Genomic DNA, 417 nt, shown 5'->3' with positions numbered 1-417 from the left:
TTGTAGCCGAAGATCGGCTTGCGGCTGAACACCGGCAGGATCTCGGTCGCGATACCGAAGAACGGCAGCGCGATGATGTACACCTCGGGGTGCCCGAAGAACCAGAACAGGTGCTGCCACAGGATGGCGCCGCCGTGTTCGGGGTTGAACACCTGGGTGCCGACGATGCGGTCGGCGGCCAAGGCCACCAAAGCACCGGTCAGGACCGGGAACGCGACCAGCACCAGGATGCTGGTGAGCATCGTGTTCCAGGAGAAGATCGACATGCGGAACATCGTCATACCGGGCGCGCGCATGCACAGACCGGTGGTGATGAAGTTGACCGCGCCCAGGATGGTGCCCAGACCCGAGACGATCAGACCCAGCAGCCACAGGTCGCCACCCAGACCCGGCGAGCGCACCGCGTCGGAGAGCGGC

At 65.0% G+C, this 417-nt stretch carries 1 protein-coding gene; it reads right to left on the bottom strand.

The features are described 5' to 3' along the window. A partial coding sequence (locus tag D472_RS26395) for a cbb3-type cytochrome c oxidase subunit I (protein WP_033304603.1) occupies positions 1–417 on the bottom strand: 417 nt, incomplete at both ends.

The sequence above is a fragment of the Nocardiopsis alkaliphila YIM 80379 genome (assembly GCF_000341005.1).
GTDB classification, from domain to species: domain Bacteria; phylum Actinomycetota; class Actinomycetes; order Streptosporangiales; family Streptosporangiaceae; genus Nocardiopsis; species Nocardiopsis alkaliphila.
Note: the sequence above shows the minus strand (reverse complement) of the source record. Positions and strands in the feature narration are given on the sequence as shown.